18 protein-coding genes are annotated in these 18049 nt (G+C 47.0%); 14 read left to right on the forward strand and 4 right to left on the reverse strand.

Annotation, left to right across the window (positions count from 1 at the left end):
* Positions 1-11 precede the first annotated feature (11 nt).
* Positions 12-605 (reverse strand): DNA-3-methyladenine glycosylase I, encoded by a 594-nt coding sequence (locus D104_RS30265; protein WP_024024402.1) that lies wholly within the window; start codon positions 603-605, stop codon positions 12-14.
* Positions 589-1521 carry a LysR family transcriptional regulator gene (locus tag D104_RS30270; protein ID WP_024024403.1) on the reverse strand — a complete coding sequence of 311 codons (933 nt, stop codon included), beginning with the start codon at positions 1519-1521 and terminating at the stop codon, positions 589-591. Before D104_RS30270 ends, D104_RS30265 begins: the two co-directional genes overlap by 17 nt.
* 213 nt (positions 1522-1734) lie before the next feature.
* Here D104_RS30270 and D104_RS30275 point away from each other — a divergent pair, with 213 nt between their 5' ends.
* The 5 genes from D104_RS30275 (at position 1735) to D104_RS30295 (ending at position 7570) form a co-directional block, all read left to right on the forward strand.
* The gene (locus D104_RS30275) at positions 1735-2757 is read left to right on the forward strand and encodes an amino acid ABC transporter substrate-binding protein (RefSeq protein ID WP_024024404.1); all 1023 of its coding nucleotides are present in this window, start codon (positions 1735-1737) and stop codon (positions 2755-2757) included.
* 72 nt (positions 2758-2829) lie between these two features.
* Positions 2830-4062, forward strand: coding sequence for an amino acid ABC transporter permease (locus tag D104_RS30280; protein WP_024024405.1), 1233 nt, complete (start codon positions 2830-2832; stop codon positions 4060-4062).
* Positions 4063-5421 (forward strand): amino acid ABC transporter permease, encoded by a 1359-nt coding sequence (locus D104_RS30285; RefSeq protein ID WP_024024406.1) that lies wholly within the window; start codon positions 4063-4065, stop codon positions 5419-5421.
* Positions 5421-6191, forward strand: a complete 771-nt coding sequence (locus D104_RS30290) for an amino acid ABC transporter ATP-binding protein (protein WP_024024407.1) — start codon at positions 5421-5423, stop codon at positions 6189-6191. Before D104_RS30285 ends, D104_RS30290 begins: the two co-directional genes overlap by 1 nt.
* 68 nt (positions 6192-6259) lie before the next feature.
* Positions 6260-7570, forward strand: coding sequence for an NAD(P)/FAD-dependent oxidoreductase (locus D104_RS30295; protein ID WP_024024408.1), 1311 nt, complete (start codon positions 6260-6262; stop codon positions 7568-7570).
* A 101-nt stretch (positions 7571-7671) separates the two neighbouring features.
* On the opposite strand, the gene dgt is transcribed toward D104_RS30295, so the two are convergent.
* Positions 7672-9192, reverse strand: a complete 1521-nt coding sequence (dgt, locus tag D104_RS30300) for a dGTPase (protein WP_024024409.1) — start codon at positions 9190-9192, stop codon at positions 7672-7674.
* A gap of 201 nt (positions 9193-9393) precedes the next feature.
* Here dgt and D104_RS30305 point away from each other — a divergent pair, with 201 nt between their 5' ends.
* The 9 genes from D104_RS30305 (at position 9394) to D104_RS30340 (ending at position 17125) form a co-directional block, all read left to right on the forward strand.
* Positions 9394-11067, forward strand: a complete 1674-nt coding sequence (locus tag D104_RS30305) for a phosphotransferase (protein WP_024024410.1) — start codon at positions 9394-9396, stop codon at positions 11065-11067.
* The gene (locus D104_RS30310) at positions 11057-11968 is read left to right on the forward strand and encodes a GAK system ATP-grasp enzyme (RefSeq protein WP_024024411.1); all 912 of its coding nucleotides are present in this window, start codon (positions 11057-11059) and stop codon (positions 11966-11968) included. The genes D104_RS30305 and D104_RS30310 overlap by 11 nt, the downstream gene beginning before the upstream one ends.
* Positions 11965-13056 carry an HprK-related kinase B gene (locus D104_RS30315; RefSeq protein ID WP_024024412.1) on the forward strand — a complete coding sequence of 364 codons (1092 nt, stop codon included), beginning with the start codon at positions 11965-11967 and terminating at the stop codon, positions 13054-13056. Before D104_RS30310 ends, D104_RS30315 begins: the two co-directional genes overlap by 4 nt.
* Positions 13053-13763, forward strand: a complete 711-nt coding sequence (locus D104_RS30320) for a histidine phosphatase family protein (RefSeq protein WP_024024413.1) — start codon at positions 13053-13055, stop codon at positions 13761-13763. Before D104_RS30315 ends, D104_RS30320 begins: the two co-directional genes overlap by 4 nt.
* Before the next feature lie 42 nt (positions 13764-13805).
* A complete protein-coding gene (locus D104_RS30325; RefSeq protein WP_024024414.1) occupies positions 13806-15131 on the forward strand; it encodes a metallophosphoesterase in 1326 nt (441 codons plus the stop codon).
* 5 nt (positions 15132-15136) lie between these two features.
* On the forward strand, positions 15137-15403 hold the full coding sequence (locus D104_RS30330) for an amphi-Trp domain-containing protein (RefSeq protein WP_024024415.1): 267 nt from the start codon (positions 15137-15139) through the stop codon (positions 15401-15403).
* Positions 15404-15517: 114 nt separating this feature from the next.
* Complete coding sequence (locus tag D104_RS37210) at positions 15518-15769, forward strand: DUF1272 domain-containing protein (RefSeq protein ID WP_084546024.1); 252 nt, start codon at positions 15518-15520, stop codon at positions 15767-15769.
* Positions 15770-15914: 145 nt separating this feature from the next.
* Positions 15915-16382 carry a hypothetical protein gene (locus D104_RS30335; RefSeq protein WP_024024416.1) on the forward strand — a complete coding sequence of 156 codons (468 nt, stop codon included), beginning with the start codon at positions 15915-15917 and terminating at the stop codon, positions 16380-16382.
* A gap of 191 nt (positions 16383-16573) precedes the next feature.
* Entirely contained in the window at positions 16574-17125 is a 552-nt protein-coding gene (locus D104_RS30340) for a flavodoxin family protein (protein ID WP_024024417.1), read from the forward strand.
* 79 nt (positions 17126-17204) lie between these two features.
* Here D104_RS30340 and D104_RS30345 read toward each other — a convergent pair whose 3' ends face one another.
* Positions 17205-18011, reverse strand: coding sequence for an ATP-grasp domain-containing protein (locus tag D104_RS30345; RefSeq protein ID WP_024024418.1), 807 nt, complete (start codon positions 18009-18011; stop codon positions 17205-17207).
* Positions 18012-18049: the final 38 nt, after the last annotated feature.

The following is an 18049-nucleotide window of genomic DNA, read 5'->3' on the forward strand; positions in this document are numbered from 1 at the left end:
GGCTGTCCATTTTAACGTGGTCGCTTAAACCCTTTTCTTGCTTCGGCAATGTCTTTACGCATAAAACACGCTTCAGAGTGGTCGTTGATCAGCCCCATGGATTGCATAAACGCGTATAAGGTCGTTGGGCCGACAAATTGCCAACCGCGCTTTTTGAGCGCTTTAGACAGCGCAATGGATTCTGGGCTGGTGGTTTGTGTTTCAGGCGGCGGAAGTGTGTTTTCGTCGGGTTCGTAACGCCATAAAAACGCAGCCAAAGAGCCTTCTGTTTCGATCATTTCTAACGCGCGTTTGGCGTTGTTTATGACCGCGAGAACCTTGCGCTTGTTCCGCACAATTCCTTTGTTTTCTAAAAGCTGTTTGACGTTATCGTCGTCAAATAATGCCACTTTTTTTACATCAAAATTCTCAAACGCTTGGCGGAAGTTTTCACGCTTGCTCAAGATGGTCCGCCAACTTAGACCTGACTGAAACGTTTCGAGGCAGAGTTTCTCGAACAAACGCTGATCATTGGCCACAGGAAAACCCCATTCCGTATCGTGATAATGAGGAAAGTCCGGTGCGGAATCAGCCCATGCGCAGCGTGGTTTATTGTCGATCTTCATGGTCTGAACCTGAGTCTAATTGCGTTTGAGTTTCTAATTTATCGATCAGTGCATCATAAAAGTCTTTGGCAATACCAGAAAGCGGGCTCAAGTTTGACGTGAGCACTTCGAGTGGTTCCACAATGTTAGGCGAAAAAGGTTTTAAGACCACATTGGGCAATTGAAAGACTTTGTCAAAATAGCGGAAGTTCAAAATGTCGACCAGTGTCGCGCCCATTCCTAGGTTTACAAAGGAAAGGCCATGTATCGTGGTATGGACTTCGAGTGTGCGATTAAAAGGAAGACCGAGTTCGGAGTAAAGACGTTTGAGCGTTTTCGTCGTAGCGTTTTCTGAATCGAGGGTGATCCAGTTCAAATCTCGTAAATCATGGGGATGAATGATGTCGAGCTGCGCGGCGGGATGGTCTTTTGGCACCGCGCAATAACAAGGCAAATCAAAGGCGACGGCATCGTGTTTTGAAGAGCTTTGCGCTTTATCGACTAAACCAATCTGATACTGTCCCGATGCAATGCCTTGGCGAATCGCTGAACAGCCCGACAAGTGTAAACTGACATTAACCCCTGGGTTTGCGCTCATGTATTCGGCAATCAGTTCAGGAAGAAACTGGTAAGAAGGGCCAAAAATGGTGCAAATTCGCAGCCTGCCCGTTTTGCTATTGGTGGCAGATTTTATACTGTCTTGTAGGTGGTTAACGCCTTGCAGTAAACCATACACTTCTTCGTGCAAATACAGCGCTTCGTCTGTTGGAATCAACTTTCCGTTATTACGAACAAACAGTTTGTAGCCAATTTCATCTTCAAAATTGGCGAGCATTTTACTGGCGGCAGGTTGGCTGACGTAGCTCCTTTCCGCGGCTCTGGTAATGCTGCCTGTAACAAAGACTTCGTGAAATATACGCAGTTTATTGATGTTCATCGGCATAACCTAAAGTTATCAGACCATTAAAATTATTCAGTATGATTATAAAAAATCTTCCCATAAGATCCTAACTGTTAGTTGTTTGACCTGCATCAGAAAAATGAAAAAAAATAGTCGAAGCGATGCGGTTACAGTGCGACTCATAATAAAAAACGCGTACTGAATAAAAATGAAATTATAAAATTCAACAGCATATAAAAGGAACAGACAATGAATAAATTGACCATGGCGCTAGCAGCAACCACCACGCTTTTAGCGGCAAACAGTTATGCAGTATCAACATTGGACGCGGTGAAAGACCGAGGTTATGTAAATTGCGTCATTGGTAACTCTTTTCCTGGTTTTTATAGTTTAAACAAAGCCGGTGATTGGCAAGGCATGGACATTGATATATGTCGTGGCGTGGCGTCTGCTGTCTTTGGTGATGCCACTAAAGTGAAATTCTTGCCCGTTCAATGGGCGCAAAGCTTTACGTCAATTAAGAGTGGTAAAGGTGACATTCTATCAAAAGGTATGACGTGGACTCTGTCTCGTGATGCAGCACAAGGATTGGATTTCCTTGATACATATTTTTACGACGGCCAAGGTTTTATGGTGCGTAAAGATCTGGGTGTGAAATCCGTCAATGAATTAAAAGGCGCGACGGTGTGTGTTTTAACCGGCACATCCAGCGAGCTGAATATTGCGGATTACAGTCGCGCGCACAACCTAGACATCAAAACCGTGGTTTTCGACGATTCCTCTGTGCGTAACACCGCTTTTTTTAATAACAACTGTGATGCACTAACCAACGACAAATCCGGTTTGGCCGCTCAGCGTTCAGCGGCGCCGAACCCGACAGACTACGTTATTTTGCCAGAGACGATTTCCAAAGAAGCTTTGTCGTTTGCTGTTAAGCAGAACGACAGCGAATGGGCGAACGTTGTTAAATGGACTTTTGCGGCCATGGTCGCGGCAGAAGAGTTTGGCGTGAATTCTAACAACGTCGAAAAAATGCGCACCGAAAGCCAAAGTCCTGTCATCAGACGTTTATTGGGCACCGAAGGGGATTTGAACAAAGGCTTAGGTCTTCCGCAAGATTGGGCATATCAAGTGATTAAAAACGTTGGTAACTATGGCGAAGTTTATGAACGTAACGTCGGCCCAGACAGCGTGTTGGGCATTGATCGAGAAGGCACACTGAATGCGTTATGGAAAGATGGTGGCATGATGTACGCCAAATCCTTCCGTTAATCTGACAAGACATTAGGTAGGTATGTTGGCCTATCTAGTGTCGTTTTTGTTTTCTTCGTTCGGTGTATAGATATGATTCAGTCCTCTGTATCCAAACCGCCAAAAAAGGGGCGTAAATCGGTCGACCCTTCTTTGTCGATGTTCCAGCGGTGCTCGGCATTGATGAATAATGACGAGAGTCGCGCGGTGGTTCTACAGGCGATCGTGCTAGCGGCGGTGCTGTTTGGCTTGTGGTTCTTGTTTGCCAATGCCAGTGACAACCTAGATCGATTAGGCATGACATTTGGTTTTGATTTTTTACCTGTGACAGCGGGCTTCGACATCAGCTGGAGTCTCATTCCTTACGATTCCAGTATGAGCTACTGGCGCGTATTTTTTGTCGGCATTGTGAATACGCTCGTCCTTTCTGCTTGTGTGATTGTGGTTGGCACTCTGATTGGCACTGTGGTGGGTATTTTAAGGTTGTCTGACAACCCGTTGGTGTCTCAGATGGCGCGTTGGTACGTGGAAATTGTGCGCAATGTGCCCTTGTTAATCCAAATTATTTTTTGGTTCACCGTGGTGTTTTCCACTTTGCCAGCGCCTCGTCAAAGTTACCACTTAGGTGAATGGCTCTTTTTGAATAACCGGGGTTTGTACGTGACGTCAATGGAAAGCACCTTGTCATGGGGATGGTTTTTCTTGTTGGTTGGCGCTTTGGCCTTCGCGCTTTATGGTCTTTTTCGCTGGTCAAAACCCTATTACACCTTGTCTGGCACCCGATCTTCCGGCTTTTATATTGGCTTGGTGTTATGGGGCGTGGCGGCCGTTTGGTCGGTTTGGTTTCTTTCTCAATCGATGACGTTGTCCGTTCCGACACTACAAGGTTTTAATTACAGCGGTGGTGCGTTTCTTCCGGCGTCTTTCGGTGCCGCGTTTGTTGCCATGACGGTGTATCGGTCTGCGGCCATTGCGGAAACCGTTCGCGCGGGCATGCAATCCATCGATCGAGGTCAGTACGAAGCCGCGTTTACCATTGGTTTTTCTCGTGTTCAGTCATTGCGTTTGATTCTGATTCCCCAGGCAATCCGTTCGATTATTCCTCCGATGACCAATTCTTGGTTAGCCGCCACAAAGGATTCGTCGTTGGCGGTCGCCATTGGCTTTCCTGAATTGGTCTCTGTGTTTATGCAAACCTCGATGAATCAAACCGGACGGGCGATCGAGATTATTTTCATGGTGATGGGTTTTTATATCTTTATCAGTTTGCTGATCTCTTACTTGCTCAACAAGTACAACGACAGTGTTCAGTATAAGGTGCGATAAATGGACGATTTTAACGTGAAAAATGAACCCGCTTTAAAACAATTTATAGCAACGCCACCGCGTCTTCCGCCGAAAAATGAAAGAGGCGTAATTGGCACCATTCTCCACCGTTGTTTTAACAGCATTGGCAACAGTGTGCTGACGTTGTGTGTGGCGGTTGTGTTGTTTTATTTGGTGAAGCACATTTTAGATTGGGCGGTGTTTAATGCGGTTTTTGTCGCGGAAAGTCGTCGTCAGTGTATGGCATTAAGCGCAGATGGAGCATGTTGGGCGGGCGTGATTAGTTGGTTTAACGGATTGATTTATGGCCGTTTTCCCATGGATGAACAATGGCGCGTCAACGTCGGTGTTTTACTCGGACTGATGTGGTTATTGCCGCTCATGTCAAAGCGCATTCCACTAAGAAACTTCATCTTGTTGTCTTGGATTGGCTTATATCCCTTTGTGGGCGGATATCTGTTTTTGGGTGGGCGTTTTGGCGTCGAATTAGGGCTAGTGCATGGCACGATGACGTGTTTTGCCTTGGCGTTTTTGGTGATGCTTTATATGAACTGGGTTTTATCTGCGCTGGGTTACAAAGGCGTGAATGAGTGGTTTTTACCGCTGGTGTCGCGCTGGGCCGAACGTCGTATTCATCTAATGAGCTTTATTGTTGTGTGGGTGCTTATTACGTTTGGGGTCTCGCTTGGATTGAGTCACGTCTCGCTGGAACCAGTCGCTATCGAGCGCTGGGGTGGCTTGTTTCTAACCTTCATTATTGCAGGATTTGCCATCACTATGGCGATTCCGGTTGGCGTGGTATTGGCGTTGGGTCGTCGTTCTAAACTGCCGGTGATCCATTGGATCTCGATGATTGTTATCGAGCTGGTTCGGTCCGTGCCTTTAATCACCGTGTTATTTATGGCGGTAACCCTGTTGCCGATCTTTTTACCGGCGGACATGGAGTTTAATAAGCTGACACAAGTGCTGGTGGCGGTGTGTTTGTTTGCTGGCGCGTATATGGCCGAAAACATTCGTGGCGGCTTACAAGCGATTCCAAAAGGCCAGTACGAAGCGGCCACCACATTAGGGTTAGGCTATTTGCATACCATGGTGTTGGTGGTTTTGCCTCAGGCGTTAAAAATGATGATTCCCAACATTATGACGTCGTTTATCAGTCTGCTAAAAGACACGACTTTGGTGTCTATTATTGGCCTGTTCGACATTATGCTGATGGCCCGAAATATCGCCAATGACAAAGATTGGGTCGGGTTACACACCGAGCCTTTGGTCATGATTTCGGTGCTCTTCTTCATCCTTTGCTACAGCATGTCTCAGTACAGTCTGAACCTTGAGAAACGCTTAAAGGTGGATCACTAATGACTATGTTATCCGAAAAAAATCCGCTGAATCGCACCACCAGTGTGGCGATCAAAATCGACAAAGTGAATAAATGGTACGGAACACACCATGTTCTAAAAGACATTTCACTCGATATTCTAGAAGGTGAAATTATGGTGGTATGTGGGCCATCTGGTTCGGGTAAATCCACGCTGATCCGATCGTTGAATCATCTGGAAGACTATCAAGACGGCGTGGTGTCCGTGTTTGGACAACCGCTTTCACGAGATCGAAAAAGTCATGATGTGATTCATAACGCCATGGGCATGGTGTTCCAAAACTTTAATCTGTTTCCTCATCTTACTGTGTTGCAAAACTGTACCTTAGGTTTGACCTGGCTACGAAAAATGTCGGAACGAGACGCGGATAAAATGGCCATGCAGTTATTGGATCGAGTCGGTATCGCGGCCTTGGCATCGCGCTATCCGGGTCAATTGTCTGGCGGACAGCAACAGCGCGTGGCAATTTCTCGGTCTCTCGCCATGGAGCCCAAAATCATGTTGTTCGACGAACCGACGTCCGCGCTTGACCCAGAAATGGTCAAAGAGGTCTTGGACGTCATGGTTGATCTGTCCAAAACCGGTATGACCATGGTGTGTGTGACGCATGAAATGGAGTTTGCACGACAAGTGGCGGATCGAGTGGTGTTCATGGCCGACGGCGAAATTGTTGAAGTCGGGCCACCGGAGCAAGTATTGGTGAATCCCGAATGGGATAGGACGAGCGAGTTTTTACGACATGTGCTCTAGAAACTCACTGCCTCGTAAAGCACGTTTATAAGCGCGAATTTACCCTTATTTTATGGAATGAAATCGATATGTTGGCAAAAAACACATCGACGTATACCAACATGCCTTATTGGCTAGCAGATACGTCATTGGCGAGCAAAATTCATACAAATGCACGTTTTGAAATCCCAACAAAAGCCGACGTAGTGATTGTCGGTGGTGGCTTTACAGGCGTTTCTGCGGCCATCACGCTCGCGCGAGCTGGTCTGCAAGTTGTTTTGTTGGAAGGCGGTCGATTAGGGGAAGGTGCGAGTTGCCGAAATGGCGGCTTACTCGGGCCAAGTTTCAGCAAATTAGGTGTTGATGGACTGGAGCGCCAATACGGTCGCGACAGTGTTCATTCCTCCATCAAAGAGAGTTTGACGGCGTTTAATTGGCTGGTGGGTTTTATCAAAGAAGAGCAGATCGATTGTGATTTGTCTTTGTGTGGCCGATTTCGTGGCGCCAGTCATCCGAGTCATTACGCAGGGTTAATTGAACAAGCCGAAGCACTGGCGAAAATCGTCGACTTTCCCGCGATTGAGGTGAGTCGTCAGAATCAATTCGAAGAAGTGGGTTCTAACGCCTACCATGGCGGCGTGGTTTACCCGACCGATGGCACATTGCAACCCGCTAAATTACATCGAGGACTTTGCCAAATAGCCAAACAAGCGGGCGTCCTGATGTTGGAGCACACCATGGTTCGCGGTGTTACTAAGCAAGGCAATCATCATCACGTTCAATACGATGGCGGCGAGATCAATGCAGATCAAGTGATTATCGCGACCAATGGCTACACAGGCGACGAGTTCGGCAAGTTTCACCGTCGTATCATTCCGATTCGTTCCGCGATGATAGCGACTGAAGCTTTGCCAGAATCGGTCATTCGTTCGGTGAGTCCAAAATTGCGTGCTCACGGCGGTACCGAGCGTTTGGTGGCGTATTATCGACCTTCGCCAGACGGCAAACGTATCTTGTTTGGTGGTCGAGCCTTTGGTCGTGGTGATCAGCCACAGCTGTATTCGAAATACCTACAAGACTTTATGATTCGCGTGTTTCCTCAGTTAGAAGAAACGAAGATCGATTACGCTTGGTCAGGTTACGTTGCGTACACGTTCGACCATGTTCCGCACATTGGCAAAATGGACAACATGCATTACGCCATGGGGTATTGCGGATCGGGCGTGGGGCGAGCTAATTACTTTGGCCGTAAAGTTGCTCAGCAAGTATTGAACCTCGCGGAAGGAAAAACGTCATTTGATGCCTTTCCCTTTAATACGCGTCCGTTCTACACCGGAAAACCGTGGTTCCTGCCCGCGATTATGAAATGGCACGACTTCGCTGATCGACGTGGCTGGTAATGCGGCTACTTAGAAAAATGTGAGTGAAAAATTCAACAAAACCCCAGTCTAATACTGGGGTTTTGTTTTTAAGTCAGAGACGGTAAAACCCTAATGTCCTTTTAGCTTTCAATCACATGCAGTGCGCGGTATTCGTCGTAGGCGAATTGATCTGTCATGCCGCTGATGTAGTCTTGGATTAAACGACAACGAAAGTAGAATTCCCATGCGTCGTCGCTGAGGTTTTCCAATGTGGAGCCAGCGAAGTGCTGTTTAAAGTGGGCGAGTGTGTTCTCCTCCAACGCGGCGCGGTAGGCACGAACGTGCTTCTGAGAGAGCTTTCTAAAGACGCGACGTTCGTAGGCGGGGGCTTTATGGTCATTGCTTAACACCTTGTTGAAGGTGGCTCTGTCGAGCGTTAAAAGCGGCGCGTAAATATCCAGCAAGCCGTTGATGATTCGATAGCCTTGCAGTTCTTGTCCTTCCACTTCTGGCGTGCCGAATGCGTATTTTTTGGCAATGTTTTTCAGAGTGTCGACAATGGCGTGACAGTAGCTGTTGTCTTCAATTAGCGCGTTGTTGAAAGTGCCATGAAAGATCGCGTCGATGTTGTTGATGAATTGAGTACAGGCGTAATTTGGTAGATTTTTATTGATGCCAACGCGCAGACCAACAAAGAACATGCTGTCGATGTTGTCTTGCTTGTACATGCTGTTTGCCGAGGCGATGATTTTTTCCATCATGTCGTTGATTGGCAAGTTAAAGTCTTTGGATTGACAGGTGTTGGCGTATTCTTCTTGCAAAATGGCGGGTAATTCCGCAATGGTCAGAATGCCTTTTTCTTCTGCGTCTTCAATGTCGGCAATGCCGTAAGAAATGTCATCGGCGGCTTCCATAATATAGGCAAAAGGCGATCGTCTGCCTTCTTGGATGGATAAGTTCTCTCTTAATTTTGTGATGTAAGGCGCTTCGCTTAAGTAAAAACCGACCTTTTTTTGCAGGTAATCGTTGTCCGGTTTTGGCACATCGCCACGTCGTGTGTATTTCATAATGCCAGACACTTGGCTGTAAGTGAGATTCAGCGCAAGCAAGCTGTAGACCAAACGAATCGCCTGCGCGTTGCCTTCAAAATGGCAAATGTCGCGTTTCAGTGCGATGAGTTCGTCGCTGAAGGTGACGGACTCGGCTGATGTGGTTTTGTCAGCGATGAATCGTTCTAAATAACGGTCTATGTGATTGTCGAACCAGTGGATCATGGTGCTTTCACCGAAATGACCAAATGGCGGATTGCCGACGTCGTGCATTAGGCAGGACATTTCGACGATGGATTCAAATTGGCGATCCAAGTTTGTTAGGCCGTATTCTTCTTGCTTTTGTGGCGACAGGTTTTTGAAAACCAGTTGACAGATATAGCGCCCGACTTGCTGGACTTCCATGGAATGCGTTAAGCGACTGCGTACAGCGGCGTTGCGTTCTAATGGAAAGACTTGCGTTTTTTGTTGTAAACGACGAATGGCGGCGGAATTGATAATGCGGCCGCGATCGCTTTCAAATTCGCTTTGTTTTGCGGTTTGGGTGTCGTCGGAGTCTCGGCTGTTGTGTTGTCGGTTGGAGCGAATTTTCTGTTTAAAGTTGATCGCCATGGTGCGCATCCTTGACCTTGATGTCGTTTAATTGCTTTTGATAGTAACGGTTTTTTACGGTAAAAGTTAACCAGAGTTGACGGAATTTTGATCTGTTTTGTGTGGTATCGGCGCTTTTACACTAGTCTGTAACATAACCGTCATCTTGATGCTTTCTAGTATCTATACAGTCAGAAGTGATGAATTAAGGTCAAAACGTATATGCCTTCACCCCCTGTTTTATCGACGCTTCAAGAACACGTGTATTTTCTCTTGAATGAAGTTGAAACACACTGCCAAATGGTTGAACTGTTTTTCACATCAAGTTCCACCTTGTTGTTGCCCAAGATTCGAGGTCGCCGTGGATACGTGCAAGCACTTCGTGAAAAAGCAGACATCGAAACGGCACGCTTGTTAGAGCGCCGCAAAGCCAAAACCACCTTTCATGCGCAAGTGAGCGGTATGCATTCGTTGGTCATCGCACTTGAAATGCTAACCAAACACTGCTTTGACTGCGTACGAGAAGGCACATTAAGCACGCCGTATACTCATCCTGCTGGCGAGGATTGCCGTAAACTGGTGAAGCAAATCCGACGCGCTTTGCGTCTGGTGAAGGTTGGCGTGGCCGATAATCGTCGTCGCACCGGCATCAAATTAGGTCGACGTGCGCATAAACTGTTCACCAGTTACAACGACATTCAAACGCAAACGCTGCACGCCAAACTCACATTAAGCGACGAACAACTACAAGCGTCGATTCTTAGTAACGTGGCCTTGAAGCGTCTGATCGAACAATTGAACGCAGTGGCGGAAGCCTTGATTAAGGCGGATCTTGGTCAAGTCGCGACGCTGCAAAATTACTCACATTTATTGGACAGCGCGTCGAATCTTAATCATGACTTGAGAGACCTCAAAGTCAGGCGTTTGGCCTTAACCCGTTCTGGCAGTGCGATTGCGGCGATTTCTCTGAAGAGTGAATCGGGCAAAGAGGTGCTGGCGGTCTACAAAGAAGGCGATCGCACTAAGATCGAAGAAGAAGTCGCGGGCGTGAATCACTGGCGAAACATTGACCCAAGATTAGCTCCGAGCGTTCTGTCGCAAACCGGCGCGTCTCTTACGGGCTCTTCTTCTCATGACGGTTTTGGCGAACAGTCGTCGTTGTTGATTGAACACATTTCTGGAAAAACCTTAGAAAAGCTGCTGTTTGATGGCGATAAAAACGGTGTTCAAGCCGCACTGACTATTCTGTTCAAGACGCTGAACCGCACGTGGAAAGCCACCTTAACGCGCGAACCTTGCGCGGCGAAGTTTATGCAGCAGCTGCAAAAACGCATTGGAGACAGTCGTAACGTACACCCTGATTTTTTTACCGACGAAGAACGAATTTGTGGCTATGTGAGCGCCAGCTTCGACGATTTGGTTGAGAAAGTCGCGGCACAAGAAGTCCAGTGGCGCGCGCCATTTTCGGTGCTGACCCACGGGGATTTCAATGTCGATAACTTGATCTACGACGATGTGGAAAAACGCATTTATTTCATCGACTTACATCGTGCTTGTTACTTTGATTATGTGCAGGATTTATCGGTTCTTATGGTGTCGATTTATCGTTTGCAAGTGCTTAACGGTGTGACGCGAAAACAGATGATGGAAAGCGCTAAGGCTGTGTATCGCTTTGGTCGACGCTTTGCCAGTCGCCAACAAGACGCGACGTTTGAAGTGCGACTCGCCGCAGGATTAGCGCGTTCTTTTGCGACGTCGACGCGGTTTATTTTTGATAAAAAATTGGCGTCTCGCATGCATTTACGTGCTCGCTATTTGCTGGAACGCTTAGCAAAGCTAACGCCAGAACAAGCGCAGACATTTACCTTACCATTGAAGGATCTTTATGTTGAATAAGCCAAAAATTGGGGTCATTGGCATCCCGGGAAAATGGTCCACAGAAGTACTGGCGGATCGCCTTGAAGAGCGCACTGGCTTTCGCGCGGTGATCGACATGAATCAAGTAGAATTGCGTTTAGACACTCAGCAGCTGATGTACCAAGGATTAGATCTGCTAACGCTGGATGGCTTGATCATCAAAAAAATCAGCGAAGTCTATTCTCCTGCGACGGAAGACCGCATTCACATGTTGTCTTTCGCAGAACGTGCGGGGGTGAAACTGTTCAGCCCAACGCAAGGCGTGGGTAACTTGGTGAATCGGTTGAGCGGCACCTTGGCGTTGCAGCAGAGCCATATCCCGATGCCAAAAACACGCGTCACGGAAAGCGCAGAGCAAGCGTTTACGACGGTACGCGAATTTGGCTCGGCGATTCTGAAACCACTGTATTCCACCAAAGCGCGCGGCATGATCATGTTGACGAAAGACGACAGCGATGAGTTTGTCCGCAACGCGTTAGAAAAATACCGCGAAACTCAGACGATTTATTACATTCAGCAAACCGTGAAACTGGATGGCCGAGACTTAGGCATGGTGTTTGTAGGTGGCGAATACCTTTGTACGTATGCGCGTGTTGGCAACAAAGATTCTTGGAACACCACGATTAACAGCGGCGGAAAATACGAACGCTTTGAGCCCGATGCAGAGCTGATTGAGTTAGGACGTCGAGCGCAATCTTGCTACGACCTAAGCTTCACCACGGTCGATATCGCCCTGACCGATCAAGGTCCGGTCGTGTTTGAAGTGTCGGCGTTTGGTGGATTCAAAGGCGCCTTAGAAGGGTGTGACATCGATGCAGCCAGTGTATATGCCGACTATATTTTACAGAAATGCGTTTCGCAGGAGATCAACAAAGCATGATTAAAACATTATTGAACCTGTCTCATGTGGATGAAGGGTTAAGTCTGTGCACCGAAAACATTAGGTTAAATTTTGCGGACGTGTCCGTGACCGTGCATTCGAATGAAGCCATGTTGCTGGCGAGTTTGGCAGATTATTACCGCAGTTATTTGAAAATAGGCTCAACCCCGTCGACGTCACTGGACGTGTACGTGTTAGAAGAAAGCGCCGTTGGCGAGGAATTGAAGTGGTTAGAAGTGCCTCGTGAAGGCGGTAAGCAAGGTCGAAAAGAAGGCTATCTTGATATTGAAGGCGGCCGTTGGATTAAGAAGTTCAAAACCGGCATGGCGTTCTTACAGCGACCAGAAAAAACCGTGGCAGTGGGGCCGTGTACGGCGAATCTCGCGCAAATTGTTAACTTTATTAACAACCAGTTTCTTAACCACTATTTACGCCAAGGCTACACTTTAGGTCATGCGTCTGGTTTTAGTGTTAACGGCGAAGTAACGGCGTTTGCCGCGGGTTCTGGTGGTGGTAAGTCGACGCTCATGCTGCGTTGCCTTGAAAATGCAGAGCGCGCCTTTTTAACCAATGACCGTATTTTGTTGAAAAAAACAGAGCAAGGCACCGCGACAATTGGCTTGGCAAAACTGCCACGAGTGAACCCAGGCACCTTGTTGCATTCGGATCGTTTACGTCACATTTTGCCAGAATCTCGACAAGAAACGTTACGCCAAATTCCTCAAAGTGAACTATGGTCATTAGAGGAGAAGTACGATGTTCAGATCGAAGACGATTACGGCTCAAACCGCGTTCAGCTGGCGGGAAACATGGCTCGACTCATTATGCTGGATTGGTCGCTAGACAGTGCAGAACCCACCACCTTAGCGCGGGTGGATTTGTCAGAGCAACCGGATGCAATTGAAGGGCTTCGCAAACGACCTGGGCCATTTTATCAGGACAATAATGGCGATTTCGCGGACCTTAATGTGATCGATTCTGTGGAACATTACACCAGCGAACTGGCCAATGTGCACGTGTATCGTTTAACGGGCAAAGTCGACTTTGATCGCGCTTATGAATTGATCGCTGCGTTGGGTGAACTATGACAAACCGCCTCGCGCTTATTCGTCACGGTGCTTACGAGCAATTAAGTAATGTGCCAAGCGCCTTGCAGCCTTTTCCTCTCACCAAAGAAGGCGAACAAGAAGTGCGACGACAAGCGCGTTCGTTCGGGGAATGGCTGACCAGCCAAGGCTTACGTTTGGATCCTCAGGTTGATTCATCGACTTTGTTGCGAGCGTGGCAAACGGCGACGATTTACGCAGAGGAATTGCGTGCACACTTTGATGGTGAACCACATGTTGTGTCGTTTTCCGATTTGTGTGAACGCAGCGTTGGTGCAGTCGCCAATTTGCCAGTGGCTGAAATTGAACGCATTTTAACGCTCGACCCGAGGTTCGAAACCCCACCAGAAAACTGGAAATCGGACAGCCATTATTGCCTACCGTTCGATGGCGCGGAATCCCTGTTACAAGCTGGTCAAAGGGTCGCGGATCATATTCAGACATGGCAACACCTGCAAGAACAAGTAGCCAGCGCGCCAACGCATGAAGGCCTAGTGAAGTTGCTAGTGGGTCATGGCGCATCGATTCGTCATGCCGTGTTTCATTTAAGTGTCATAAAGTTTTGCGATATTAAAAGGCTGAGTATGTTTTACGGGCACCCTATCGTGTTGGAATTTGCGGACAATCAGCAGATCAAACAACCTTATGGAGAATGGAAACAGCGACAAATCCATGATGTGCCCGATTGAATACGCGCCACATTGAAAGATCATTCGAAAGGTAACGCCGTTATGCAGACTCCGATTCCTGTTATTGAAGAGCATCCTCATCATGCGGACATCATCGCTCGTTCTCCGAGTGAATGGATGCCTTGGCCACGCGATGACAGCTCGGTGAACAGTCATGTTTTGGCGTCAAATGACACGCCAAGCCGTTATAAGAAGAACAAGCTACGTTGGCCAAAACGTTCTGTGGTGTTTATTTCCGACCCCCATGCCGACGCGGTCGCTTTCGAAGCGTCTTTGATTGCAGCCGGTGTGGCGGAGCGCAAAGATAAAGCGGAACTAGGCCATCTTTCATTGACGAAAAAAGGTCGGAAGTCCGAAATTATTGTCGGCGGTGATTGTTTAGACAAAGGCCCGAGCAACCTTAAATTGCTGCGCAGCGTGGAGCAACTTTATAAGCTTAAAGCCCGTGTTACCTTGCTGGCGGGCAATCACGATTTGCGTTTGTTAATGGGCTTACTGGCCTTGGCGCGAAAAAAAGACGTGGGTAATCAGCACTTTTTCGTTCGTATGGGCAAAAAAGTCGTGCCTTTGTTTCGTGAAGTGTTTGACGAATATTTGGCAGACACGCATTGGGAGAAAAAAATACCCGATGAAGATGCGTGCCGTAAGTTGCTTTTCCCTGGTGACGATTGGTTTAAAGAATTTCCCTTCCATGCGGCGGGTTTTCTGACCGCCGAAGGCATTGATCGCGAAGTGCGAAAAATGGAATCGAAAAATCACAGTTTTGAAAAACATTGCTTGTCAGCGGGTTTGAGCTTGCGTCAGGTGTACGCAACCTCGATAAAGTGCCAGCAGTTGTTTCTGCATAAAAAAGGCGAATTTAATTGGTTCTTTCGCAAAATGGAATTGGTCGCGAAGCGAGGCTCCTTTTTATTTTTGCACGCGGGTTTAGACGATAGCATGAGCCAAATGCTGCTAAAAAATGGCACGAAATACGCAAACAAAGCCTTTCATAGCAATTTAAAGCGCCGCGACCTATTCAGCTTTTATTACAGTTCCATCGCGAATACATTTCGAACCAAATATCGGGACGCCGATTTGCCTCTCACACAGCGGGGCGTCGATGCGATTCACAAAGCCGGCATTCACGTGGTGGTTCAAGGGCACGTGAATCGTCAAAAAGGCCAACGTATCGCGATCAAAAAAGGCTTGGTGCATGTGGAAGCTGACATCACGCTGGATTCCCATTCGCGCAAGATGGAAGGTTTATACGATTATGGCATTGGCGCGACCTTGATCGACAAGGAAACCGGTATTATTGGTCTGAGTTGCGATTACCCAATGGCCAAAGTGATGACGGCGAAAGAATTACAAGGAATCTATTCTTAATTATTATGAAATCAAAAACCGAATTTAAATACGAAGCATTATTGGATGCCGATGACATTCAAAACGTATTGAAAGCCATTTCCAAGGGACTAGGCAAAGGGAAGTTGGAATTTAGCGATGACAAAGAGGGCGAACTTCAGCTCGATCCAAAAGGGTTGTTACGCCTTAAAGTCACCGCTTCCGATGACGAAGACAGCCAACAGTTTGAAGTCAAAGTACGCTGGGAAAAACGCCCAAAGCGACTGAATAAAACCGCGCCAACCATTACCTAAACAACCGACGTTATGACCATGAAAGAGACGCATCAGGCTGTTCTTTCGTGGTGTTTTCCTCGCGTATCTTTGCTAAATTGCAATCTGTTTATTCTGATAATGTCGAGATGAGTCATGCTAGAACTTAGACCCAATTGCGAATGCTGCGACAAAGATCTGCCTCCGTCTGCAGAAGATGCGATGATTTGCACGTTTGAATGCACATTTTGCCGTTCCTGCGTGGATATCGTGTTAAAAGGGGTGTGCCCAAATTGTGGTGGTAATTTTGCTGCTCGCCCGATTCGGCCAGCCAATAAATTGATAAGAAACCCTCCCTCCTATAAGCGTGTGTTATCAGCGCGTCCACCGATAAACGACAAGAATTAACCCTCTATTCACATCGGATTATAGTGAGAATTGTTTACAATATTGCCCTTGTAAACTAACCTTTATTTAGATTTTATAGATAACAAGGGGCTGTCGACTGACAGTGATTAGTCCGAATTTTAGAATAATAAAAAGGGAGAGGACTTTGAAAATAGTGAAAAAAACGGCTTTTATTCTCGGCTTTATTTGCTCACCTATGATCATTGCAGCGGGTCCATCGATTAATGAGATGAACTCTTGTGTCGCGCTGGTGGATTTTGTTGATACAAAGTTAGATGAGTTTGCGGACCAATATCCCGCGGATGAAATTACGTTGGTACACAAAGGCTTATCTGGCTACAGCGATTATCTGAAAGAGGACGTTATTAGTCCTAAGGTGTTACAAATGTATGGCGGTAACGCGACTCAAGCTGCATTAATGCATCGACTTTTTGATAAACAAAAAGCCACCTTTTTTAAACACCTTAATGAACGTTATACAAAGAAAAAACTCTTTACGGAATACGCGGCTGCCATTAATGATTGCTCAGCAAAAACGCGCCTCAGCGCTGGCACTGCAAAAGACCTGAATGTCGCGCTTGATCTTATGATTCGCCACGCGAGACAAAAATAGCTTTTCTTATGTTGCTTACTGAACAAAGCTATTTGCTCAACAAAGCCATGACACGTCATGGCTTTTTATTATCTCGTACTTTTTGAGGGACAGAAAAGTGGCGGCGTATGGTTATTGAGCTATCTTTACTGAGGCAATGATGCCCAATGGGCGTTTGTTCTCTCTAGGTTTAATCAGTAATGGAGTATGAAATGAGTAAAACAGTTGTGGTTTTCTTTTCTGGTTACGGTCACACAAAGCGTGTTGCAGAATACGTTGCAAAAGGCGCTGACGCTCAACTTATCGAGATAAATGAAACGGGTGATATCGCGGAAAAAGATTGGGAGACGCTTCATGCTGCGGATGCCATTATTTTCGGCGCGCCAACGTACATGGGTGGTGCGCCTTGGCAATTCAAGAAATTTGCAGACGCGACATCGAAAGCTTGGTTCACCATGGCGTGGAAAGACAAAGTCTTCGGCGGGTTTACCAACAGTGCAAGCTTGAATGGCGACAAACAAGTGACGCTGATTTATTTACAAACCTTGGCTTCTCAACATGGTGGCATTTGGGTGAGCTTAGGCATACCGCCCGCTAACACACAAGCGTCCACTCGGAACGATATGAACAATTTAGGTGGATCGGTAGGGGTTTTGGTTCAATCGCCTTCAGACGCTGGTGCAGATGTGATTCCAGAGGGAGATTTAGAAACCGCTCGCTCTTATGGCGAACGGGTTGCTGGTATCGCGAGTCGTTTCTCGTAAAGGGTATTTATAGATAGCTCGAAAATAAAGCGGCATGAAGGAATATTCATGCCGTTTTTTTGTGCCTGTAAATGCGCGTTCAAAAGCCGCTTGGTTGGTCAATGAGCATAGCGGTCGAGAGTAAGTGTTGCTCATTCAAATAATTAAGCAGTTCCGTGTTCACATCTTGCTGAAGGGTTGGGAGGCCTTGATTACCAAAAATACGATTTATTTCAATTACATACGGCACTGATCCGACCATGGCGATATCAAACCCTGCGTGGTTGATGTCCAGTGATTCTGCAATGTAGGTGACGAGGTCTTGTGCTTCTTTAGGGATCAACGCGACTTCCACTTGTCCGCCCTGGCTGATGTTGTTATGAAAACCGTTATCCGATTGCAAGCGCCAATAGCCGCTGACGATTTTATTGCCAACCCAAATAATGCGCATGTCTCTGTCGATTGGTAAGTATTCTTGAGCGTACAACACATCGGTTTGGGCCAGATAGTTGCGCCATTGACCGAGTGTTTCGATCAAAAACACGCCATTTCCCATACTGCTGCGAGGGATTTTAGCCACGAATGGCGACGGCATATCGTCCCAAATTTTGTCGGCTTCATAGGGGGTGTTTGCAGCAATGACAGTGTGAGGATGTTGCTGTGGAACAAGGGTACGAAAGGTTCGTGTCATTTCTACCTTGTCATGACCAATTTGATACGACGCAAGGCTTGGGAAAATGCGTTTTTTTAGACCATAGATCAGCGCGTTAAGTTGCCAGTATTGTGGGAAAAGTAGCCAATCAGCTTGTTTGATTTCATCCAAATGATCGTACATGGATTCAGGCTTGATATAGCGCACATGTGGTAAGTGAAGGGTTCTTAACGCGTCGAAAGAGATGATCTTCATTCTTTAATAATCAGTAGCCAAACAGGCCGCGATTGTGT

Source organism: Marinomonas profundimaris (assembly GCF_000508165.1).
GTDB classification, from domain to species: Bacteria; Pseudomonadota; Gammaproteobacteria; order Pseudomonadales; family Marinomonadaceae; genus Marinomonas; species Marinomonas profundimaris.

What these genes read in the sequence shown, in the direction of transcription:
- D104_RS30310 (WP_024024411.1), top strand. Translation starts at nt 11,057, where the DNA reads ATGTTGAATAAGCCAAAAATTGGGGTCATTGGCATCCCGGGAAAATGG.
- dgt (WP_024024409.1), bottom strand. Translation starts at nt 9,192, where the DNA reads ATGGCGATCAACTTTAAACAGAAAATTCGCTCCAACCGACAACACAAC.
- D104_RS37210 (WP_084546024.1), top strand. Translation starts at nt 15,518, where the DNA reads ATGCTAGAACTTAGACCCAATTGCGAATGCTGCGACAAAGATCTGCCT.
- D104_RS30270 (WP_024024403.1), bottom strand. Translation starts at nt 1,521, where the DNA reads ATGAACATCAATAAACTGCGTATATTTCACGAAGTCTTTGTTACAGGC.
- D104_RS30290 (WP_024024407.1), top strand. Translation starts at nt 5,421, where the DNA reads ATGACTATGTTATCCGAAAAAAATCCGCTGAATCGCACCACCAGTGTG.
- D104_RS30295 (WP_024024408.1), top strand. Translation starts at nt 6,260, where the DNA reads ATGTTGGCAAAAAACACATCGACGTATACCAACATGCCTTATTGGCTA.
- D104_RS30320 (WP_024024413.1), top strand. Translation starts at nt 13,053, where the DNA reads ATGACAAACCGCCTCGCGCTTATTCGTCACGGTGCTTACGAGCAATTA.
- D104_RS30275 (WP_024024404.1), top strand. Translation starts at nt 1,735, where the DNA reads ATGAATAAATTGACCATGGCGCTAGCAGCAACCACCACGCTTTTAGCG.
- D104_RS30305 (WP_024024410.1), top strand. Translation starts at nt 9,394, where the DNA reads ATGCCTTCACCCCCTGTTTTATCGACGCTTCAAGAACACGTGTATTTT.
- D104_RS30325 (WP_024024414.1), top strand. Translation starts at nt 13,806, where the DNA reads ATGCAGACTCCGATTCCTGTTATTGAAGAGCATCCTCATCATGCGGAC.
- D104_RS30285 (WP_024024406.1), top strand. Translation starts at nt 4,063, where the DNA reads ATGGACGATTTTAACGTGAAAAATGAACCCGCTTTAAAACAATTTATA.
- D104_RS30330 (WP_024024415.1), top strand. Translation starts at nt 15,137, where the DNA reads ATGAAATCAAAAACCGAATTTAAATACGAAGCATTATTGGATGCCGAT.
- D104_RS30340 (WP_024024417.1), top strand. Translation starts at nt 16,574, where the DNA reads ATGAGTAAAACAGTTGTGGTTTTCTTTTCTGGTTACGGTCACACAAAG.
- D104_RS30265 (WP_024024402.1), bottom strand. Translation starts at nt 605, where the DNA reads ATGAAGATCGACAATAAACCACGCTGCGCATGGGCTGATTCCGCACCG.
- D104_RS30315 (WP_024024412.1), top strand. Translation starts at nt 11,965, where the DNA reads ATGATTAAAACATTATTGAACCTGTCTCATGTGGATGAAGGGTTAAGT.
- D104_RS30345 (WP_024024418.1), bottom strand. Translation starts at nt 18,011, where the DNA reads ATGAAGATCATCTCTTTCGACGCGTTAAGAACCCTTCACTTACCACAT.
- D104_RS30280 (WP_024024405.1), top strand. Translation starts at nt 2,830, where the DNA reads ATGATTCAGTCCTCTGTATCCAAACCGCCAAAAAAGGGGCGTAAATCG.